General features: G+C 42.7%; 15 protein-coding genes and 1 pseudogene. 7 read left to right on the top strand and 9 right to left on the bottom strand.

Annotated features, from left to right (window positions below):
• Nucleotides 1–8 precede the first annotated feature (8 nt).
• The 5 genes and pseudogenes from ACTXGL_RS06385 to pilG all read right to left on the bottom strand — a co-directional run bounded on the left by ACTXGL_RS06385 (nt 9) and on the right by pilG (nt 4,098).
• Nucleotides 9–947 carry a CheR family methyltransferase gene (locus tag ACTXGL_RS06385; RefSeq protein WP_443525649.1) on the bottom strand — a complete coding sequence of 313 codons (939 nt, stop codon included), beginning with the start codon at nt 945–947 and terminating at the stop codon, nt 9–11.
• 116 nt (nt 948–1,063) lie between these two features.
• Nucleotides 1,064–2,125: pseudogene (locus tag ACTXGL_RS06380) on the bottom strand (methyl-accepting chemotaxis protein); the annotation flags it as partial.
• Between the two features lie 528 nt (nt 2,126–2,653).
• On the bottom strand, nt 2,654–3,184 hold the full coding sequence (locus ACTXGL_RS06375; protein ID WP_443525647.1) for a chemotaxis protein CheW: 531 nt from the start codon (nt 3,182–3,184) through the stop codon (nt 2,654–2,656).
• A gap of 3 nt (nt 3,185–3,187) precedes the next feature.
• Nucleotides 3,188–3,550 carry a response regulator gene (locus ACTXGL_RS06370; protein WP_319050912.1) on the bottom strand — a complete coding sequence of 121 codons (363 nt, stop codon included), beginning with the start codon at nt 3,548–3,550 and terminating at the stop codon, nt 3,188–3,190.
• Nucleotides 3,551–3,720: 170 nt separating this feature from the next.
• Entirely contained in the window at nt 3,721–4,098 is a 378-nt protein-coding gene (gene pilG, locus ACTXGL_RS06365) for a twitching motility response regulator PilG (protein ID WP_114701589.1), read from the bottom strand.
• A gap of 698 nt (nt 4,099–4,796) precedes the next feature.
• On the opposite strand from pilG, the gene ACTXGL_RS06360 reads away from it, so the two are divergent.
• The 7 genes from ACTXGL_RS06360 (at nt 4,797) to ACTXGL_RS06330 (ending at nt 13,475) form a co-directional block, all read left to right on the top strand.
• Complete coding sequence (locus ACTXGL_RS06360) at nt 4,797–6,074, top strand: efflux RND transporter periplasmic adaptor subunit (RefSeq protein ID WP_443525646.1); 1,278 nt, start codon at nt 4,797–4,799, stop codon at nt 6,072–6,074.
• Nucleotides 6,075–6,366: 292 nt separating this feature from the next.
• Nucleotides 6,367–7,089 (top strand): response regulator transcription factor, encoded by a 723-nt coding sequence (locus tag ACTXGL_RS06355; RefSeq protein WP_058025471.1) that lies wholly within the window; start codon nt 6,367–6,369, stop codon nt 7,087–7,089.
• An 81-nt stretch (nt 7,090–7,170) separates the two neighbouring features.
• Entirely contained in the window at nt 7,171–9,324 is a 2,154-nt protein-coding gene (locus ACTXGL_RS06350; RefSeq protein ID WP_443525644.1) for an ATP-binding protein, read from the top strand.
• A gap of 254 nt (nt 9,325–9,578) precedes the next feature.
• Nucleotides 9,579–10,349, top strand: a complete 771-nt coding sequence (locus tag ACTXGL_RS06345; RefSeq protein ID WP_443525642.1) for a methionine ABC transporter ATP-binding protein — start codon at nt 9,579–9,581, stop codon at nt 10,347–10,349.
• 19 nt (nt 10,350–10,368) lie between these two features.
• The gene (locus tag ACTXGL_RS06340; RefSeq protein ID WP_443525641.1) at nt 10,369–11,055 is read left to right on the top strand and encodes a methionine ABC transporter permease; all 687 of its coding nucleotides are present in this window, start codon (nt 10,369–10,371) and stop codon (nt 11,053–11,055) included.
• A gap of 167 nt (nt 11,056–11,222) precedes the next feature.
• On the top strand, nt 11,223–12,188 hold the full coding sequence (locus ACTXGL_RS06335; protein ID WP_443525639.1) for a MetQ/NlpA family ABC transporter substrate-binding protein: 966 nt from the start codon (nt 11,223–11,225) through the stop codon (nt 12,186–12,188).
• A 438-nt stretch (nt 12,189–12,626) separates the two neighbouring features.
• Nucleotides 12,627–13,475: an aldo/keto reductase gene (locus ACTXGL_RS06330; protein ID WP_443525638.1), complete on the top strand. Its 849-nt coding sequence runs from the start codon at nt 12,627–12,629 to the stop codon at nt 13,473–13,475.
• 109 nt (nt 13,476–13,584) lie between these two features.
• On the opposite strand, the gene ccmE is transcribed toward ACTXGL_RS06330, so the two are convergent.
• From ccmE to ACTXGL_RS06310, 4 genes are all read right to left on the bottom strand, one after another.
• Nucleotides 13,585–14,085, bottom strand: coding sequence for a cytochrome c maturation protein CcmE (gene ccmE / locus ACTXGL_RS06325; RefSeq protein WP_443525636.1), 501 nt, complete (start codon nt 14,083–14,085; stop codon nt 13,585–13,587).
• A 260-nt stretch (nt 14,086–14,345) separates the two neighbouring features.
• Nucleotides 14,346–14,567, bottom strand: coding sequence for a heme exporter protein CcmD (gene ccmD, locus ACTXGL_RS06320; protein WP_319050921.1), 222 nt, complete (start codon nt 14,565–14,567; stop codon nt 14,346–14,348).
• A 16-nt stretch (nt 14,568–14,583) separates the two neighbouring features.
• Nucleotides 14,584–15,372 carry a heme ABC transporter permease CcmC gene (gene ccmC / locus ACTXGL_RS06315; protein ID WP_319050922.1) on the bottom strand — a complete coding sequence of 263 codons (789 nt, stop codon included), beginning with the start codon at nt 15,370–15,372 and terminating at the stop codon, nt 14,584–14,586.
• Nucleotides 15,373–15,577: 205 nt separating this feature from the next.
• Nucleotides 15,578–16,324 (bottom strand): heme exporter protein CcmB, encoded by a 747-nt coding sequence (locus tag ACTXGL_RS06310; protein WP_372863650.1) that lies wholly within the window; start codon nt 16,322–16,324, stop codon nt 15,578–15,580.
• Nucleotides 16,325–16,351 lie beyond the last annotated feature (27 nt).

The following is a 16,351-nucleotide window of genomic DNA, read 5'->3' as shown; positions in this document are numbered from 1 at the left end:
GCACTAATTTAGGCACTGATTTTTTGCCACACATTAACCTGTGGGTGCGCAATACGGCGCATATTTGAAGGACGCCAAAACAACGCCTCACCTGGAGCCAATATAATATAACCCGCTAACGCACACTGCTCTGAGAGCCGTGCCAAAATATCACGCTGATCAAACTTACGAAAATATAGCAGCATATTTTGACAGATGATCACATTTTGAAGATGCGAAGTGGGAGATTGTTGTTCAATGATGTTATGCACAGCAAAATTAACATACGGTTTTAAGACTGATGCTATCTGCCAGCTGGACTGGGTACTATTTGACATGTTTGACTGATCAGCTATGCCACCTGTGTTCAGCCTACGACTTATACTCTTAGTAGTTATAGGCTGAACGAACTGCTGACACCGCTCAGGTATTAAAGACTGCTGCCGTTTGTCATATTGTGCTAAACGTGCGTCTATAATCGCCTGTTCACTCACGTCGGTTCCCAATATACAGTAGTTTGACAACTGTTCTGCTGACAGACTCATAGCTAAAGACCATGCTTCTTGTCCACTTGCACAGCCAACGCTCCAAATACGAAATGGGCTATCTACTTCATTTGCATTTTGATGCTGTAATGCATATTTTGTGACAAAATCTATGGAAGGCTTGTGCCGAAAAAATCGACTTTCGTGAATCAAAACTTTGTCTAAAAATTGCTGACGCAGTTCACTATTTTTTGGCAGCTGAATCCATAGCTGCTCGAGGGTCAGTCCATTTGATATTGCCGTACATTCAATTGCATTGATCAACCACTGCAGCTGCATGTCTGGGAGTACAAAGCCAATCTCGTGCTCTATGTACTTTTGCCATTGACCCGCATCAAAACGACCTGATTGCCTCAGAGCTTCGCTCAATGCAAATTCAGCGTTATTGACTGGAGCTCTGTCTGGTTGAGTACGATTGTTCACGTCACCTGCTATGATTGCTGCTGTACATCATCATAGCCTGTACAGCATTTTAGTTAATAGTCTCATCGAGGGAGCGCTATATGAAGCAGCGACGCTCTAATGCTAACAACAAATGATTAAACAGTTTCTGATAATACTTCTTCAGAATTCATCATGTCATCATCTAACAATGCATCATCATCTGATACTTTAAAACCAGTAACCGATTCCTGTAGGGCTGCAGCCATTTCACTCAACTCACCAATAGAACGTGCGGTTGCCATCGTACCAGACGATGTTTGTGAGGTGATGTCCTGAATAATATTCATGGTGTGAGAGATGTGTCCAGCAGACTCAGCCTGCTGTAATGCAGCGTTTGAGATACTTTGAATCAAGTCAGCCAACGTATTAGAAACGCTCTGTACTTCTTCTAGTGCCTCACCTGCATCTTTTGCAAGACGTGCACCGCGTACTACTTCAGAAGTTGTTGATTCCATCGACATAACAGCTTCGTTAGTATCTGCCTGAATGGTTTTTACCAATGTTTCAATCTGTTTGGTCGCGTTTGCTGAACGCTCAGCCAGACGCTGAACCTCATCAGCAACAACAGCGAAACCTCGTCCCGCTTCCCCTGCCATCGATGCCTGAATGGCAGCATTCAATGCCAAAACGTTGGTCTGATCTGCAATATCGTTGATTAGACCAACGATATCACCAATCTCTTGCGAAGACTCACCCAAACGTTTGATACGTTTTGATGTTTCTTGAATCTGATCACGAATAACGTTCATACCTTCAATCGAACGCTGTACAACCGCAGCTCCATTATGCGAGATAGCAACTGAACGCTGAGCAACGGTTGCAGACTCTGCAGCGTTGTTCGAAACTTGGTCAATTGATACGGTCATCTCGTTAATCGCAGCTGATACACCTGCAATCTCTTGCGCTTGATGCTCAGAGGCTTCGGCCAACTCAACCGCATTCATCTGGGTTTGATCTGAGGACTGTGATACACGATCAGCGGTACTGTTAATAACCAAGACCAATTGGCGTAGTTGGTCAATTGCAAAGTTTACCGAATCAGCAATGGCGCCAGTAAAATCTTCTGATACCGTAGCATTGACGGTCAAATCACCCTCTGCCAAGTCACCCAATTCATCAAGTAGACGTAGAATAGCGATCTGGTTACGTTCGTTTTCTTCTTGAATCTGACGAGCGCGTTCAGACTCTGCTTCTGCTTCTTGACGACGACGTAACGTCTCTTTTTCAATAAGCAAACGCTCTGAACCACCGCGCTGCTTAAGCAACTGATACGAGGCAAACATAATACCTAGGGCACCAACCGCAAATATCACGGCTGGTAAGATAACAGACTGATTGAAGCTGCCAAAATACTGACTCACTGATGATAGCGAATTGATCAGCCAGATCAGGCAGGCTATGCTCAATAAAACGAAAAACCCTAATAACAGCTTCCATGTATTATTAGCATCTTTACCGTCCGCTGTTGTATTACTCATACCAGCTACAGGTTTTCTTATAACATCACTCATCTTGCATATCCCTTTCAAACAATCGTCAAAGTCTTATCGTGACTGACTTTGACAATCTTATTGTTATCAAAACAATGATTAGCAAAGCCTGTATAAATGCTGACATTTCACTAAATCGTGTCAGTCGCTATTAATCTGCCATTACTTCACAGACAGGTATTCTATTGTCGATTACTATATTGCAGCATCTGAATATTGTAGATCCTGTGCAAGCAAGCTTGGCATGAAGACATACCACTCTTGCTCTTCTTTCAAAAACTTACCATGGTTATAAGGCGCAAATGGTGAATTAGGATCAATCGCTTCTGGGCGGTACTGATCCTGAGTAAACTGCTCAATACCGAGCACTTGATCGACCAGTAGTCCTGAAAAACTATTATCATGGTCAACAACCATAACTTTTCGCTGGCTTAACTGAGACAGTCGACTCGGAACTTGCAAAAAATGTGACAAATCCGTGAGCGGTAACAAACGTCCACGGATATTGGCAATACCTAGCATCCAAGGCTTTACTAGAGGTAAGCTTGTGTATTCTGGCATGGACAACACCTCTGATACCTGACCCATAGGGGCAACCAAGCGTTGCCCACCAATTTCAAATACCACACCCTGCCAATCAAATGCTTGACCACCGCGGCGACCACTTTTACGCGCACGTGCCAAATCTGCTATACGCAGAAGCTCAATAAATCCTCTAGAAGCCACAAGTTACTCCATCACTTTGCGAATCATATTGACCAATCCATTTTCGTCAACTGGTTTACTCATATACTCTTTAGCGCCTTGGCGTTTGCCCCAAACTCTATCGGTTTCCTGATTTTTGGTACTGATCATAATGACAGGAATATGCGCGGTTGTTTTGCCACGAGTAATCTTTCGCGTGGCTTGAAAGCCGTTCATCTCAGGCATAACCACATCCATCAAAATAACATCTGGCAAATGATCAGCGGCCATTTGACAGCCTTGCTCGCCGTTTGAAGCTTCTAGTACTTGAAAATTATTTTTGGCAAGCATGTCGCGAAATTTCGCCATTTCTGATGGCGAGTCGTCAATGACTAAAACTGTAGCCATAGGGATTTCCTTTATTTCTAAGATATCCATGAGGATATATTGTTGAAGTAAAACGATTGAAAACAATACCCAAAATTTATTGGTGGTATATTTTTTATCATAATTACTCAAAAATTGAGCAATCACTTCCAATCTTAACAATCATTACGGTTAAGTCTAGCTATACCTGACTAGCGGTACTGATTGATAGCATCAAAAAGCTCATCTTTACTAAATGGCTTGGTCAAATACTCATCAGACCCGACAATACGACCACGTGCTTTATCAAACAAACCATCTTTAGACGACAACATAATTACAGGCTTATTGGCGTAATCTGGGTTATTTTTTATCAATGCGCAAGTCTGATAACCATCCAAACGAGGCATCATAATATCGACAAAAATAATGTCTGGATTATTATCAACAATTTTTGCTAAAGCATCAAAACCATCAATAGCAGTTACTACTTCACAGCCTGCCTTTTGTAACAAGGTTTCTGCGGTACGGCGAATGGTTTTTGAGTCATCAATTACCATCACTTTTAGGCCATCAAAATTATTTTCCATTATCATTATCCTATGAACAACTATTTATACGTAACGCTCTTCTGTCTATACAAAGTCTTAACCATTAATCTCAGACCGTAACGACAGTCAGCATTAAAACGATACAGAAGATTAAGCATATATCAAAACTTATTCTGACAGCGGCTATTTTTTATCAGTGTCTGCCCATCAAACACAGCGTCAACATGGGTTACTATACGCACTTTGCAATTAATAAGCTCACATAATCGAGCGTTATTCTTAGTATATTGGGCTTGTCACCCTACTCTTGTTTGTGGATATCAATCAAACTCATGTAAGCGCTGAAGACACTTGGGCATATTTTTAGGCATATTTTAAAATCAATCATCGCCAAAGCAAAGTAATCAAATCAATGTAGTAAACAAATTTACGATACTTTTGCATTATATAGAATCAATAGCCACATTGCTGAATAATTTGCATTTGTGATAAAAATGTATCAGTGTATTTCTTTATGTTTGTTTTAGCACAGTTATTAACCCTTTTCCAGTTATTCACGAATTAATATTCAGACTATTGAGTCTTAAAAACATCTGTTCTTATCTGATAAATGAATAACTTTTGTTGCTGATCTGGCAAAAGGGCTTAACCTACTTAAGTTTGGTAAGTAGGCTGCACTCATTCCACCACGTGACAATTCACTATATAATAAGGTAATGACTATAATGGTAACTGCTATGACAGCCTATAAACATTCGAAAAAAAGCCTATACTTGCTTGGTGCTTTATTGCTCGCTGCTTGTCAGCCATCACCATCCAATAGTGAGCCAGTCGCTGCTGAAAATGAAGCCGCTATAGATACGCCGCTTGTCATTACCAGTGATAGCGTCACCATGACACCAGATCATATACTCAGTGTAAAGCCTTCACGATATCAGCCAAGTCTTGGTCTGCAAGGTAATATCGAGCCTATTAAACAGACCTCATTTGTGGCAGTACATCCTATAACCATCGAAGAAACCTTAGTCAGTGAAGGTCAATGGGTAGAGAAAGGGTCACCGCTGCTTGTTTTTAGGCGTGCAGGTACTGCTAAAGATGTAGCATCTACAGATGATTCTATAGACAACGATACAGCAGCTACTGAAACCAAAGAGTCAACGCTAGCAGACAAACAGCAAGCAAATGCAAGTGCCAAAGCTGTACAGCCAACTAAAGATAAAGATATTGCGGTCGCAAAAGAAACTACCAATGATATAAAGTCACCAGCAACAGACTTAGTAACCGCAAAAGCTGACGATGGTGCTAATAGCAATAGCACTAACAGTAGCGGATCTACCAACAATGAATCCGATAGCAACAACGTAGAGAGTAGCGCCGCAACACCAAGTGGACAATACAATTTGATTACCATACATGCCAGCTTCTCAGGTCGCGTAGAAAACCTAAATGCGAAAGCTGGGCAAAAGATGGCAGCGCGCGCGTCTTTATTGCAACTTAGTGATGAAACAAAACTGCATTTTGCAGCGACCCTGCCTATCCAAGCAGAACCTCAGCTTTCAGTGGGTCAAACCGTTAACTTTACGGTCGAGAGTATGACTGATAAATTTACTGGACAAGTCAGCAAACTGGTCTCAACCAGTCAACCAAAAAAGCTCTTGGTTTATGTTAACGTCATTGACAATGAAGCCAGTCGTGACAAACTACTGCCAGAGATGAAAGTCACTGGGCGAGTCAACTACGGACAAATAGATGTCGGTACAATCGTACCCAAGCGCGCTTTGCATGACGTTGATTTAACAGAGCTACAAAAGCCGCCATATATGCCACTTAGACCGTTGGCTGCTAATGTTTGGGTTATTGGGCAAGACCAGCGCTTAACACGCCAGCCTATTGAGGTTGTTGAATATGATCCGAATACCCAGCAGTATTTAATCGCTGGGGTGAGTAACGATAGTTTGATTTGTTTGGCTGATTTACCTGTTGATTCTGAAGGGAAAAAAGTCATCGTGTCATAGCAGCTTACCTTGACAGTTACATTATGTAGAAACATTAACAAAGCTTCTCTTGTTTTGTAACAGCATAATTAGGCACTATGACGTACCTTATATAGCGTTAACCGAGTATTTTAGACAGCCTTTTTATAATGGCTTAGTCTTTTATACATTTAAAAAATTAGAGGCTCGCCTGTTTAATTATATTAATGATTTAATTGCTTTAAAGTCAAAATCATTCGAACAATTATCATAATTAGGCAATTAGCGCGTATTAGAGTTTTAGCAAATCATAACAACAACTAGAGGATATCCCATGAGCAAGCAGATTTTATTGATTGAAGACGATCCAGATTTAGCAGAGCTGATTAGTGATTATTTGACCATGAACTACTATGATGTCCATCATGCTGGTCTTGGTCAAGAAGGTCTCGATCTATTAGATACCAAAGAGCGTGATATTGATTTGGTCGTACTGGACTTGATGCTGCCTGATATGGATGGTATGCAAGTGTGCCAAAAAATCCGTGGCAACAAAAACAATATGACCAACAAAGTACCTATTATCATGCTAACTGCGAAAGGTGATACTACCGACCGCGTACTAGGATTAGAGATGGGTGCTGATGACTATATCGCCAAGCCTTTTGAGCCACGCGAGCTTCTCGCTCGTATCCGTGCTGTCATTCGTCGTCACGAACAGCCAAATCAGGCAGACAGCCAATCAGATAGCCTAACTTTTGGTCGTTTGAGTGTGTTCCCTGATAGCCATGAAGTGACTATCGATGATGAGCCTGTACGTCTGACAACGCATCAGTTCCAACTGCTGCATTATTTTGCCACTCATTCTGGCAAGGTACTAAATCGCGAGCAGCTATGGCAGGCAATGCCAAATGATGACAGCTCAGACAATATCGACCGTGCTATTGACGTTCATATCTCGCGTCTGCGTGCTCTGATTGAAGACAATCCGCGTCAACCAAAACGCATCATCACGGTACGCGGCGTTGGCTATCAATTTGCTACTGATCAGGTTTAATCTAACACAGTCGATTAATCAGCAACTTGTTGAGCTCAGTCGTACCAGTCCATATCAGCGTCCGATAGTAGAGATTGTTTAATGCAGCAATTGGGTTTTCGTTCCGTATTTGCCAAGTTATTTGCCAGCGTCATGCTGGCACTTACTTTATTTGCCGTAGCGATGGTGTTGTTGACCCAATTGGTCCATGACAAAGATGCAGGCATACGGTCGGAGATATTAGCGACGCAGATCTTAGGACAAATCGATCCATTTTTACATGAATTAAATATCTCTATTAGTAAAGATAACCGTCTACAGTCGCGGTTCATGCTCGCTGTTGTCAAAAAAAGCTTTGATATTTTTGATGAGTCTCTTCAAGCAAAAATGGGCTTGTATGACAGTGAAGGTCGGATGCTCATGCAGACTGACAACAGTGACTTACCACTAGAATTACCGCCAACGCCTTCTTTGTTTTCACGTGTTTTTCCTTCGTTCGCAGATACTCCGCCTACCAAACAGGCGCAAGTATATAGTAGTACGGGCTATACGCTACTGTATGAATCACGTTTGCCACCCAAAAAACCTGTGTTGTCTGCTGCGCTAAATCTGTTTACTGGTACTCTATTGCTGCTCATCATTATGGCAGGTGTTCTCTGGCTCATAGCCCGTACCATGACCTGGCGCATCGATCAGTTGAGCCAGCAGATGACTCAACTGGGTGATGGCGATTTTACGGTTCGCGTGAATGCTCGGGGTAATGATGAAATCGCTTCACTCGCACGAGGCTTCAACCAAGCAGCGCAAAAAATCGAGCATCTCGTCGATGCCAATAACTTATTACTGGCACATGCCTCCCATGAGTTACGTACACCCATCACGCGTATTCGCTTACAGATCGAAATGATGGACATGTTAGCTGGTGCGTTGCCAACTGATACCAAAGCCAAATTTGATAAGCGCGCTCATGCCATCACTCGAGACTTATCGGGGCTCAATGACTTGGTAGAGAGTATCTTATTGGTCAGTCGTCTAGATGCGGGCCATGCCTTGCAACAGATTGAAGATTTAGACTTATATGACCTTGTCAATCAAGAGCGTCAACACTATCCTGAAGCGACCTTGATTGGTGAGCACATTATGATTGATGGTCAATCATCAATGTTGACTCACCTCATCCGTAATCTATTGACCAATGCTATGCTGCATGGCAAGCCGCCTGTCACTGTGCTTCTTTATGGGGTTCAAACTATCGAAGACGCTGGAGTAGTCCCTGATTATCTGTTGCAAACGGTACTCGCCAACAGTTTCACTGATTATAATAGCTTGGAATTTGATTCTTATGATAATCAGACTGATGTCACTGCGAACCATCAAAATAATCCAAGTGAACATGATGGCTATGATAATTATGAGCGAAACGATACTGATAAACCTGAATCAGTCGACCTCATAGATAAGTTACCAGCACCGCCGATATATATGAACGGTGAAAATGTGCCCGTTAGTGAAGACATAGACACTCATATAGACACCAATACAACGACTAGCGATAGTATAGATACTACTCTGACAGAAGATAATACTGATACTAGTAGAGGCTCAGCAAACCATTTAGGTATGCCAAAATCGGCTAATGACTCGTCATTACTTGCGAACTACCATAGCTTCACCAATGAGTTGACTGATAGAGTCAAAAAAGTAATGTGGAGAGCTGTTCCTGACTCTGACTCCGAAGCAACTACTAAAAATACTGACCACCCTATTCCTAATGGTACAGTCCAGTCTACAGATAACAAAACATTCATTAGCAAAGACACTCTCGAGAGTCACCGTCAGCAGAACACTGAAAATATGCTCAATGAAACAGCTAACACTAAAAATGCCAGTAAAGACAGCGCTAAAACCAATACTAAAAACAGCAATGACATATCAGCGCCGCCGCGCAAAGAAGGACTTTTTGCCAAGCATATGAAAAAGGCAAAGGCTGAACCTGTACGCCCGCAACCTAAATATGCAGTACTGGCAGTGATTGATGAAGGGACAGGTATCCCTGAAGAGAAACGCGAAGAAGTGTTTAGCCCATTCGTACGCTTACAGCAGAAGAACAAAGGTTCTGGCTTAGGTTTATCGCTGGTTTCACAAATTGTCACCGCACATCAAGGTCGCATCACTACCGATACGCTAAATGGTCATACTCGGTTCTTGGTTGCTATACCTGTCAAGCACGATCCTCATTATCATCAGCATGATTGATCACTTATATTAAGAGTATAACGACTTTCGTTGTATTACCGCCCCTTCTACCTTCCAAACGCCCTATCCTTAATAGCTATTCATCATAAGCTGGACACGGATGTGCATATCCAAAGTGCCAGATAATATGCTATATTACCGCCCCTTATTATACGGTTATTGACCGTCGTTGTTTTAGTTAGGCTCCTCGCATAGCGATAGAGCCATAACGACGCATAATAATCACAAAAAATTTATTAAATTTTGAGCCCTCCATGAACGACATGATTGTCTTAAACGATGTGACCAAAAGTTTTTTAAGCGACCGCTCAATCAAAGACAAAGACGGCAAACCGCATTGGTTTACTGCTGTTGAGCCGACGTCTCTAACGATCAAGCAAGGCGAAATTTTTGGTCTAATGGGTTATTCAGGTGCAGGCAAATCGACCTTATTGCGTCTCATCAATATGCTTGAACGTCCAGACTCAGGTCAAGTCATGATAGATGGTACTGACTTGACCACGTTATCTGCTAGTGAACTGCGTATTGCCCGTCATAATATTGGTATGATTTTTCAGCAGTTCAATTTGATGTCTAATCATACTGTCTTTGACAATGTCGCATTTAATTTGAGAGTGTCAGGCTATCCTAGTCATGATATTCATAAGCGCGTTATGGACTGTCTTGAAATCGTAGATTTGACTGATCGAGCAGGTCATTACCCTGCTCAATTATCAGGTGGACAAAAACAACGTGTCGGTATTGCCCGTGCAATTGCCCCGAGCCCAAAAGTACTATTGGCCGATGAGCCAACCAGTGCACTAGATCCTGCAACGACTCGCAGTCTACTCACCTGTTTGCGCGATATCAATGAGCAACTTGGCGTGACTATCGTTATCGTAACTCATGAGATGAGTGTGATACGCCGGCTTTGCGATCGTGCCGCATTATTGCATCAAGGTCAGTTGTTAGAAGTAGCCGATGTACAAGATGGTCTGATTCAGGCAACCACCCCAATTGGCAAAGGTTTAGTCGTTGAGGACTAATGAGGCAGGAGAAATAGATATGTTAACTGGTACTGAATTATCCGCCTCTATAGACAAGCTGCTTGTTCTACGTAAAGAGATTATGAGCGCGTTCGTTGATACCTTTATCATGCTTGGTATCTCGACCACGGTAGCCATCATCATCGGTGGACTGTTTGGCGTATTCTTGTTTTTGTCTAGTGATCGACAGTTTTTGCAAAACAAGACACTGTACGGTGTACTTGGTGGTATCACCAACTTTATGCGTGCCTTCCCATTTGTAATTTTGATGATTGCGATGAGTCCGTTTACCAAGGCTATTGTTGGCACAGGTATTGGTCCTATTGCGGCATCATTGGTACTGGCAATTGCAGGATCGTTTTATTTTGCGCGCTTGGTCGAGCAAAACCTACGTGAAGTGCCGCGCGGTATCATTGAAGCCACTGAGTCGATGGGCGCCGGGCCTTTTACTATTATCAAAGTATTGCTCAATGAAGCACGCTCAGGCCTGGTACTGTCAGTGACTATTCTTTGTATCAGCTTGCTGTCTTATTCGGCGGCGGCAGGTATGATCGGCGGCGGTGGTTTGGGTGACTTGGCCATTCGTTATGGCTATTATCGCTATCAAACCGAAGTCATGATTTTTATTGTGATTGTACTATCGATCATGGTCATATCAATTCAAGCCTCTGGTAACTGGCTTGCCAATCGTTTGGACAAACGTTAAACCGCTTTAGAGAATACTTGACATTACGAGCGACTAGGTTTATTTTTGGCAACACTCAATCCCATCTCAGCGCTCATAAAAAGCAGCATTACTATTTATAATGTTGCTTTTTTAATGTTTAGACAATAAACATTTTATTTAATCCCATTCATTATTAAGGACATATTATGAAATTAACAGATATCAGCCGTCAGTTGGCCAGCGCATTTGCCGCTGTTGGTGTATCAGGTTTGGTCTTGGTTGGTTGCAGCAATTCATCAGCGCCAGAAGCGACCAAAGAACCAGTCACCGAAGGATCAACTGCTGAAACTGCCGCTAGCGATATCGATCCTGAACATACCAAAATCGTTATCGGTACCACTGAAGGCGATTTTGCTGATATGGTTCGTAACCAAGTGAAAGGTACACTTGAAGCACAAGGTTATGAAGTTGAGCTAATTGCATTTACTGACTATGTGCGTCCTAACCTTGCATTGGCTGAAGGCGATTTGGATATCAACATTTTCCAGCATAAGCCGTACCTCGATACCTTCAAGACAGAGAACAATCTTGATCTTGTCGAAGTATTCCAAGTACCAACTGCACCACTTGGCATCTACTCTGGTAAAAAAGACAGCCTTGATGCTGCATTTAAAGGCATGAGTGTTTCTGCGCCTAACGACCCAAGTAACTTTGCCCGTGCGTTGGTCATGATGGATGATCTTGGCTGGATTACCCTCAAAGACGATATCGATCCGCTAACTGCATCAAAAGCAGATATCGCTGACAATAGCAAATACGATATTGAAATCGTTGAGCTAGAAGCAGCCCAGCTGCCACGTGCACGTGACGAAGTAGACTTTGCAGTAATCAACGGCAACTATGCTACTGACTCTGGTATCGAGCTGACTGAAGCACTATTCCAAGAGCCAAGCTTCTCTTATGTCAACTGGTCAGCAATCAAATCTGCTGATACTGGCAAGAAATGGGTTGAGGATGTTACCAATGCTTATAACTCAGAAGCTTTCAAAAAGTACGCTCACGAAACGTTCCCTGGCTACAAGTACCCAAAAATCTGGGGTACTGACCACAGCGCGCATATGGGCACTGCCGAAACTGAAAGCGCTGACGCTCCAGAAGCTGCTGCTCAGTAAGACTTAGACTGCATATCCAAATCGTAAGTATTTAGGCTTTGAGTACCTGAGCTTTAAGTGCTTAAGTATATTTATGATTATGAACGTCCGTCACTTGATAGTGATGGACGTTTTTTTATGGCAATAACTATAAAACTTTTTTACTCTTGAATAGCCTGTGTAGATCCATCTGATTATTAAATATCACGTTACAGCCTGTTTGCCCTTTGTAGGGTTGCGTCACTCGACCTTCCACTTTGGGCTCGTTTTTCTTATAGTAGACGAGACTGATTAGTGACGCGTCGACAATTAAATATCGACCTTTTAAAAATGATGATCGAACAAAATTTTTATTGCTTTAACTAAGCCTATCAAATAATACCGATTGCCTTACTATCAGTAATTATATCGAAATTAATCAATAATAATAGAAACTACAAACAGAACAAGGATAATAATATGAGTGCCAAAAGCTATAATATTCGTACTGCTGGACAAGCAAATATTCCCGTTTTAGGATTGGGCACGTGGCAGTCAACGGGACAAGATTGTATCGATGTGGTCAAAAAAGGCCTACAGATGGGTTATGAGCATATCGATACCGCCCAAGCTTATGACAATGAAAAAGAAGTTGGTGAAGGTATTAAACAATCAGGGATAGCTCGCGATAAATTCTTTTTGACTACCAAGATTTTTCCTGACGATATGAAGTTTGAGCCAGAGAAGCTAAAAGCTGCTGCGCAAAAATCATTAGAAAATCTGGGCGTAGACTATGTCGATCTATTGCTATTACACTGGCCAGACGACCGCGTACCATTGTCTGAAACTATTCCTGCATTGTGTGAGTTACAAAAGCAAGGTTTGACGCGTCATATCGGTGTTTCGAACTTTAATATTGCCAATATTATTGAAGCCAAAAAATCTGCTGATGTGCCTATCGTAGTGAACCAAGTAGAGTTTCATCCGTTTATCAAGCAAGACACACTACAAACCTTTTTGAATAATCACCATATCTTGCTAGAAGCCTACTCACCGCTAGCGCGTGGCGATGTGTTTGATAACGATATTATCAAAGAGATTGCTGATAATCACAATGTAACACCAGCGCAAATATCGTTGGCGTGGATACTGTCAGACAAGCACCGCGTTGCTATCCCAAAAACCTCGAATCCTGATCACTTACAAGGCAATTTAGATGCTACCAAGGTAGAGCTGAGTGCAGACGAGCTAGAAAAAATTGGTAAGCTTGCAAGCTCTGATGGTCGTAAGATTGAGCATCCTGATTATACTCCTGTATGGGATGACTAATGTGGCGAGTACTTCGTTAATTGGTTGAATGTAGAACAAAAAAAAGCCACCGATCATCGGTGGATTTTTTTATATTCTAAATACTCTATAGCTTAAATGCATACAGCCACTACTGTTGTAGCGTGTCAGTCTCGTGAATTTTTACGGCAGGGTTATATTGCTCAGAGGAAGGCACTACCCCGCTACGATTGTTTTCTTTCATAGACTTGGCAACTTCTGGTGGCATGTAATTTTCGTCATGCTTAGCCAATACTTCACCTGCCACAAAGGTTTCGCCTTGCATTTTACCAGTGGCGACCACGCCTGAGTTTTCAGCAAACAAATCTGGCAAAATACCTTGATAAGTCACGGGTACTGTCGATTGAAAATCAGTGATCGCAAACTCGACATTTAGAGGATTATCCGCTGCGCGCTGCACACTACCTGCAACCACCATACCACCAGCACGAATACGTTTGTCTTGAGGCGCTTCTCCTTGAGCAATGGCAGTCGCATCAAAGTAGTAGTCAGTTTGCTGCCCGATAGCATAGATAACCAACATAACTGCTACGGCGGCACCTGCCAGCGTAAACATAACCCACGTCAGTTTTTTCCGACGAACTGCATTCATACCACTACCCCATTAACGAGTCGCTGTTTTATAAACCATAATCTGTCTATCAAACAGAAAAATTTGAAGAAACCACCATTAGAAAAACGTTCCGAAAATGTCTTTCTAATCGTACTCTTCTAATCGCTATATGGTAGCATTTTTCAGACAAATCAATAAGCCTCATCATTGCCTATAAAGTCATATTTTTGTCAGTGTAAGGATACGGTGCCTTACAGTAAAACTATGATATTAAGATGATTTTTTATTCAGAACTCTTTTTATTCAAAATTTTTGGTAGCAGGTGTTTGTGTTTTGGTAGTACGTTGTGCCTGGCGCGCTTGTTGGATAGTGAGCTGTTTGATGAGCGCTTGGCGTTGTCTGCGACTGTAGATGATAAAAGCCAATATTACACCGACGGTAATCGCCCAGCATGTCCATACAAAAACCCCATGCTTACCCATGGCAATGAACTCAGATATGCTATAAAAGTAGGGCTGCATAGTATATTCCTGACCGTTACTTGTGTTGACTACGAATGTATTCTTTGACCCATGCCTTGCCTTGATCACGGTTTAAAATCAGCGTATTGGTACGATAAATCGCTAATGTCGCAACCAGTAAATAGCTGCCTATAATCATTAGTAGTAGCGGCATCCACATATCTGCCGACATTTTGGGTGCTGCCGTCAAACTAAAGGTCGCCCCTTGATGCAAGGTGTTCCACCACTCCACTGAGTACTTGATAATAGGCAGGTTCACTGCGCCTACGATGGATAGTATTGCGGCTGCTTTACCACGATTGGCGGTATGCTCAAAAGCAGCAAACAGCGCCATGACGCCCGCGTATAGAAATGCCAATATGAGCATTGACGTCAGGCGCGCATCCCATACCCAATAGGTGCCCCATGTTGGCTTTGCCCAAATGGAACCTGTGAGTAAACTAATAACGCATAGCAAAAACCCCATTGGAGCAAGCGCCTGCGCGACTAAGCTGGCAGTCTTAATCTTCCATACCAAATAAATCACTCCCAGAACTGCAAGAGAAAAATAGATAGAAATAGCAAGACTGGCCGCTGGTACATGGATAAAGATAATGCGATAGCTATTACCCTGAAGATAATCAGGCGGCGCAAAAGCAAGGCCCCATACACTACCAATGAGCAAACAGATACTGGCTAATATCGCAAGCCACTTGACCCAAGGGCCAAAAATACGAAAAAACTGCTTGGTGCCTACAGTGGTTAAGAAACCCTGCCAAATGCGCTGCCACAAGCTAGGGGATGAGACGTTATTCAGGTTGGGCATGAGAATAAACCTATTACACAGCTTACTGGTTTTGACCGATATAGTGCAAAAAAGCACTCCTATTGGCTCACCTGCTGGCGTTAAACACTGGATAGAATCTACAAAGATCTGTGTACGTATTCAATAGACTATTATAGCAAAATTGCCCGTTTTCAACACGATGTTAATACGCTGGATTTGGACTACGGGGTTTCGAACATACCTCTTAATTGAGCCATGACATTTTGAGGGTTGTTGCAATCACCCAAGGCATCACCAATACTGAGATAATGCTTCCTGCCAATAGTAGTGCTAATATAGGCAAACCGTTAAGTCCCGTGGCAAATAAGTCGACCGCGCCTGTCGCAAAAATCAATACGGGTAACTGCATAGGCAACGCAATCAAAGGCACCAGCACTGCACCATTCTTTAGTGATAGTGTCAGGCTACTAGCGACCGCTGACAGCATCAACAGCATCGGACTGCCTGTCACGATAGATGCCATCAACACCCATGCCTCAAACCAGCTCAGCTGAAACAAAGGCACCGCAAGCAAGCTCAGCATTGCCACAATACCACTACTAAATATCCAGTGAATGACCAGACGTATCAGCACCCATAACGGTAGTGACGCTTTGGCGACGACCAATTGCGCAAGCGTACCATTATCAAGCGCAGGCTTAAATAAACCATCAACACCCATGACCAGTGACAATAATGCCGCGATCCAGACTGCCGATACACCAAGGCGCTGTAACAGCGCAGGCTCACTACCCACCGCTAGCGGAAATAAAGTAATAATCACTAAAAACAAGACTAGCGGATACAACCATTGCACCGCTCCTTGCTGCTTGACTTGCCATTCGCGGCGCCACAGCTGACCAAACCCAATCCCACGCGGTGTGGTGACGATACTCACGGGTTTTTTGCTTGCCACTGCAGCTGAGTTTGCTTGCGTTGGACTGTCTGTCATTATTCGTCCTTTTACCTATACTGATAG

This window comes from Psychrobacter sp. T6-6, assembly GCF_052258185.1.
Taxonomy (GTDB): domain Bacteria; phylum Pseudomonadota; class Gammaproteobacteria; order Pseudomonadales; family Moraxellaceae; genus Psychrobacter.
The sequence above is the reverse complement of the archived record's forward strand: the minus strand, read 5'-3'. Positions and strand labels throughout refer to the sequence as shown.

What these genes read in the sequence shown, in the direction of transcription:
- ACTXGL_RS06345 (WP_443525642.1), top strand. Translation starts at nt 9,579, where the DNA reads ATGAACGACATGATTGTCTTAAACGATGTGACCAAAAGTTTTTTAAGC.
- ACTXGL_RS06335 (WP_443525639.1), top strand. Translation starts at nt 11,223, where the DNA reads ATGAAATTAACAGATATCAGCCGTCAGTTGGCCAGCGCATTTGCCGCT.
- ACTXGL_RS06340 (WP_443525641.1), top strand. Translation starts at nt 10,369, where the DNA reads ATGTTAACTGGTACTGAATTATCCGCCTCTATAGACAAGCTGCTTGTT.
- ACTXGL_RS06370 (WP_319050912.1), bottom strand. Translation starts at nt 3,550, where the DNA reads ATGGCTACAGTTTTAGTCATTGACGACTCGCCATCAGAAATGGCGAAA.
- ccmD (WP_319050921.1), bottom strand. Translation starts at nt 14,567, where the DNA reads ATGCAGCCCTACTTTTATAGCATATCTGAGTTCATTGCCATGGGTAAG.
- ACTXGL_RS06330 (WP_443525638.1), top strand. Translation starts at nt 12,627, where the DNA reads ATGAGTGCCAAAAGCTATAATATTCGTACTGCTGGACAAGCAAATATT.
- ACTXGL_RS06355 (WP_058025471.1), top strand. Translation starts at nt 6,367, where the DNA reads ATGAGCAAGCAGATTTTATTGATTGAAGACGATCCAGATTTAGCAGAG.
- ACTXGL_RS06310 (WP_372863650.1), bottom strand. Translation starts at nt 16,324, where the DNA reads ATGACAGACAGTCCAACGCAAGCAAACTCAGCTGCAGTGGCAAGCAAA.
- ACTXGL_RS06350 (WP_443525644.1), top strand. Translation starts at nt 7,171, where the DNA reads ATGCAGCAATTGGGTTTTCGTTCCGTATTTGCCAAGTTATTTGCCAGC.
- ccmE (WP_443525636.1), bottom strand. Translation starts at nt 14,085, where the DNA reads ATGAATGCAGTTCGTCGGAAAAAACTGACGTGGGTTATGTTTACGCTG.
- ccmC (WP_319050922.1), bottom strand. Translation starts at nt 15,372, where the DNA reads ATGCCCAACCTGAATAACGTCTCATCCCCTAGCTTGTGGCAGCGCATT.
- pilG (WP_114701589.1), bottom strand. Translation starts at nt 4,098, where the DNA reads ATGGAAAATAATTTTGATGGCCTAAAAGTGATGGTAATTGATGACTCA.
- ACTXGL_RS06360 (WP_443525646.1), top strand. Translation starts at nt 4,797, where the DNA reads ATGACAGCCTATAAACATTCGAAAAAAAGCCTATACTTGCTTGGTGCT.